We start from the raw sequence: 4,352 nt of genomic DNA, 5'->3' as shown, positions 1-4,352 counted from the left end.
CCCGGATCTGCCTGGCGGCCTCGCGGTCCGGCTGCTGAGCCTGGGCGGTCTGACCGCGCTGCCCGCGCCCCCGCCGGGTTCGTCCCCGCGGTCCCCGCGGTCCCAGCGGTCCCCGCGGTCCCCGCAATCCCAGCGCTTCCAGTTCCGTCCTGCGCCGGACAGGCGGGGGCCTACCCGTCTCGACCCGGTCAGGCTTCCCGGGGCGTTCACGGTGACAGTACCGGCCCTGCTGCCGCGTTCCGTCGAGCTCCGACAGCCCCCCTTCGATCCTCGCCCGGGCGCCGGCACTCGTCCCGCCTGACCCGGACCGCGCGCAGCCCCGCCGGTGGCTGCCGGCGCCGGTCGAGCGGCGGGCCTGGGCGAGGCGGGACGAGTGCCGGCGCCCGGTCCCCGCAATCCCAGCGCTTCCAGTTCCGTCCTGCGCCGGACAGGCGGGGGCCTACCCGTCTCGACCCGGTCAGGCTTCCCGGGGCGTTCACGGTGACAGTACCGGCCCTGCTGCCGCGTTCCGTCGAGCTCCGACAGCCCCCCTTCGATCCTCGCCCGGGCGCCGGCACTCGTCCCGCCTCGCCCAGGCCCGCCGCTCGACCGGCGCCGGCAGCCACCGGCGGGGCTGCGCGCGGTCCGGGTCAGGCGGGCCGTCCCGCGCCGGGGCCCGCGCGTCAGCACCTGCGGCGGCCGGCTTCGCCCGCCCCGCGCCGACGGCTACCGGCCCCGCACCGTCGTCCCACCCCCCGGACCAGCATGCGCCGAACCCTCCTCGGATCCGCCGCGCTGATGCTGCTCGCCGTCGCTGGTGCCGCCATCGCCGACGGCCAGGAGAGTACCCAGACGCCGGGGCCCGTCGCGGTGCCGACGGTGTCCTCGGTCGTCGCCCCGGGCGTTGCGAACGGCGTCCCGAGYCGGCTCACCCCGATGTTCGCCCCGGTCCGGGTGTCCTTGCGCCGTTGATCRTCCGCCCGTTCGGGCCGACTCGGGCGAATTCGGGCCGACCCGGGCGAACACGTTCCCCATCGACCCGGTCGGGGGTGTTTGAACGGGGGTATTCGGACGGGGTAGGCCGTCCCGGGTACCGGGAGGCGGTCGGGGCCGTGAGTTTCAGGGTGTCGCCTGCTCCGTCTCCCGGCGCCAAGCCCTGGCTGGTCGCCTTTGTCCGGCTGTCCGCCCCGGTCGCCGCCGGAAACCGGCGGGACGCATCTTTCCGGTACCTGAAAGACATTTTCTGGGTGTTCTGGAGGAGAGGTCTCGTCTGGCCTGATGTGAGGCTTTACCGTGTTACCCGCTCGGACGCGTCGCGCGTGCTTTCCAGGACGGAACCGGTTGCCGGCGTTCCGCCGTGCCGTGCGACGAGCGAGTCGGGGAGGACGTGTGGACGTCAGCGACAACGAGGTGCCTGTCGCGAGCGTGGAACCGGTCGACCCGCCCGTACGGCCCCGACGTCTCGAGCGGTCATCCACGATGCGGTCGGTTCCCGCCGGCCCGGGCCACCGCGCCGATCCTTCCCGCCCTGGTGTCCCGCGAGCCGCCGGCGCGGCGCCTTCCGCCACCGACGGCAAGCCGCGGACCGATCAGGCCGGTGGCCGGGTCGCGGCGGCGCGCGACGAGACGACCGTCCCCTCGACCGGCGGGACGATACCCGTCAGTCGGCTCCGCCTTCCCGCCGCGCCCCGGCCCACCACGGCCGGCGGTGCCGGGCCGCGGGTACAGCCCGGGGTGGTGGTCCCCGTGCAGCCGTCGGGACCCGTGCAGCCGTCGGGACCCGTGCAGCCGTCCGGGTCGGAACCGGCGGCCGGGACACGCCGTCCGCAATCGCCTCGTACGGCATCCACCACCGCGATGACCGGGCCGGCGGAGGAGACCCGGCCCGAGCGGCGACCCACGGCCGCCGGGACGCCGGGCACGGGTAGCCCGGCGGCACGCGCTCCTGAGCCGGCCCCGGGGACTCCATCGGGTGCGGGGCCATCGGGTGCGGGGCCATCGGGTGCGGGGCCATCGGGTGCGGGGCCGCAGCCGCGGCCCACGGCCCGTGAGGGTGCGACGCCGGAATCCGGGGCGGCGCGGATTCCGGTACGTCAGCCCGGCCGGCGTCCGCCGACCCTCCCACCCGGTGAGGACAGGCCCGGCTCCGCTCCCGGAGGGCATCGCCACCCCCGGCATTCCGGGCGGGTCGAGGGGGCCGCTCCGGGCGTGGGTGCTCCGGGCGTGGGTGCTCCGGGGGCGGGTGTTTCGAGGACGGGCGTTTCGGGTCCGGGGGCGCCGGGCGCCCGGGCGGGCTGCGACCCGGGCGCCGCCGCGACCGACCGCGGGCACGCTGCGGCGGACGGGAACCCGCGGGAGCCGTCGGGAGGCTTGCCGACGGTGACCGCGGTGCGTGGCTTCGGCACGCAGCCGCCGGCCCCACCGCCCGCCGAGACGGGCTCCCCGCGGGCGTGGTCGCCGACCTCGACGCCGTATCCGCTGCCCGCGGACTCCGACGGCGGCGGCTCCGACAGCGGCGGCTCGAACGCCGCGCCGTTCGCCGTGCCGTTCGCCGATGTCCTGACTGGTCGTTCGGCGCCGCGGGGGCGCCTGGTCGCTCCTGGTCGCCCGGTCGTTCTCGGTCACCGGGTCCTCCTCGCGAGCATCCTGGTCGCGGGTCTGCTGGGTGGGGGGATCGGTGCGCTGCTCGTCTCGATGACCGAGCGCGGCAGCGACCAACAGGCGTCGGCGGCCCTGCCGGTCGGTACCGCCGCGCCCAGCTCCGACCGCAGGTCGGTCGCGTCGATCGCCGCGACGGCTCTGCCCAGTGTGGTGACGATCGACGCCGGTGGCGGGGGGGACGGCGATGCCGCGGGTACCGGCTCCGGGGTGATCATTAGCCCGGAGGGGTACATCCTGACGAACAACCACGTCGTGGCGTCCGCGGTCGCCGCCAGAACTCCGATCTCCGTGCGCCGCTACCAGGAGTTCGGCCAGGTCCGGGCCGACCTGGTCGGGCGGGATCCCAAGACTGACATTGCCGTCCTGCGGATCCCGGCCCCGCAGCCCCTGCCGGCGGTGACGCTCGGCCAGTCCGGCTCGCTGGTCGTGGGAGCGCCGGTGGTTGCCATCGGGGCGCCGTTCGGCCTCGCCGGCACCGTGACGACCGGCGTCGTCAGCGCGCTCGACCGCAATCCCATGGTCCCGGCCGAGAGCGGCACCGACCCCACGGTGCTCATCGGGGCGATCCAGATCGACGCGGCGATCAATCCGGGCAACTCCGGTGGTCCGCTGCTCGACGGCCTCGGCCAGATGGTGGGGATCAATACCGCGATCGCCGCGGTGCCCGGCCATGAGTCCCAGAGCCAGAGCGGCAGCATCGGCGTGGGGTTCGCCATCCCGATCGACTTCGCCCGCTCGGTCGCTCAGGAGATCATTTCGACCGGTCGGGCGACCCACCCGTACCTCGGCGTGTCAGCCGCGACCGTCACCGCCGGCCAGGCGAAGGCCATGGGGACCACGTCGGGTGCCCGCGTCGTCAACCTGGCGCCCGGTGGCCCCGCCGAGCGCGCCGGGCTGCGCGTCGGCGACATCATCACGCGGGTGGAAACCAGGGTTATCAGCGGGATGAACGACCTCATCGTCGCAGCCCGGCTCCACCGGGTAGGTGACCGGGTGTCGGTCGCCTACGAACGCGCCGGTGCCACCGCGACCACCCAGCTGACGCTGCAGGAACAACAGCGCTGAGCCGCAGACATCTTTTCGTTGCCCATGAGCTCCTTGCCCGCAACACCGGGAGAGGTACGCTCAGCGCGTGTTCAACGGTGTCGGGTGGGGTGAAGTCGTCGTCTTGCTTCTGATCGGGCTGTTCGTCTTCGGCCCGGACAGGTTGCCCAAGGCCGCCAGGGACGCGGGACGCGTGCTGCGTCAGCTGCGTCAGCTGGCCAACGGCATGCGTAACGATCTCAGGTCCGAGCTGGGCCCGGAATTCGCCGATCTGGATATCCGGGACCTGCATCCCAAGACCTTCGTCCGCAAGCACCTGTTCGAGGACGATCCGGTTCTGCCGCCATACCTCACCAAGCGGACCTCGCTCGACTCGCTGCTCCTCGGTGACGATCCGCCCGCGGCGCCGTCACTGACCAAGTCCTCGCTGCCGAGAGATCCCGCGGCCAAGGATCCGGCTCGTCCCGGCGCCGAGGCCGCGGTTCCGGCGGCGCCGCCCGGTCCGGTGTCCCCCATGCTGTCGAAGGTCTCGCCGAGCAAGGCGTCCGCCGCCCGGGCCGTGCCGGCGCAGCCGGCACGGAGCGACGGCCCGGCGACAGAGGTGCCCTTCGACTCGGACGCCACCTGAGGTTCGGCGTCGCCTGAGGTTCGGCGCCACCGCCGGCTCG

General features: G+C 74.5%; 3 protein-coding genes and 1 pseudogene. All 4 read left to right on the top strand.

The genetic code is table 11. The annotated features are described in order from the left end of the window. Window positions 1–301, top strand: a pseudogene (locus tag KBI5_RS27360) (hypothetical protein); the annotation flags it as partial. A gap of 443 nt (window positions 302–744) precedes the next feature. Next, window positions 745–951 (top strand): hypothetical protein, encoded by a 207-nt coding sequence (locus KBI5_RS14465; protein WP_023841760.1) that lies wholly within the window; start codon window positions 745–747, stop codon window positions 949–951. A gap of 1,407 nt (window positions 952–2,358) precedes the next feature. Continuing rightward, a complete protein-coding gene (locus KBI5_RS14455; protein ID WP_241882906.1) occupies window positions 2,359–3,705 on the top strand; it encodes a trypsin-like peptidase domain-containing protein in 1,347 nt (448 codons plus the stop codon). A gap of 67 nt (window positions 3,706–3,772) precedes the next feature. After that, complete coding sequence (gene tatB / locus KBI5_RS14450; protein ID WP_085015512.1) at window positions 3,773–4,312, top strand: Sec-independent protein translocase protein TatB; 540 nt, start codon at window positions 3,773–3,775, stop codon at window positions 4,310–4,312. Window positions 4,313–4,352 lie beyond the last annotated feature (40 nt).

The sequence above is a fragment of the Frankia sp. KB5 genome (assembly GCF_002099325.1).
In the GTDB taxonomy this organism is placed as follows: domain Bacteria; phylum Actinomycetota; class Actinomycetes; order Frankiales; family Frankiaceae; genus Frankia; species Frankia casuarinae.
This window is presented reverse-complemented; position numbering and strand designations above follow the sequence as displayed.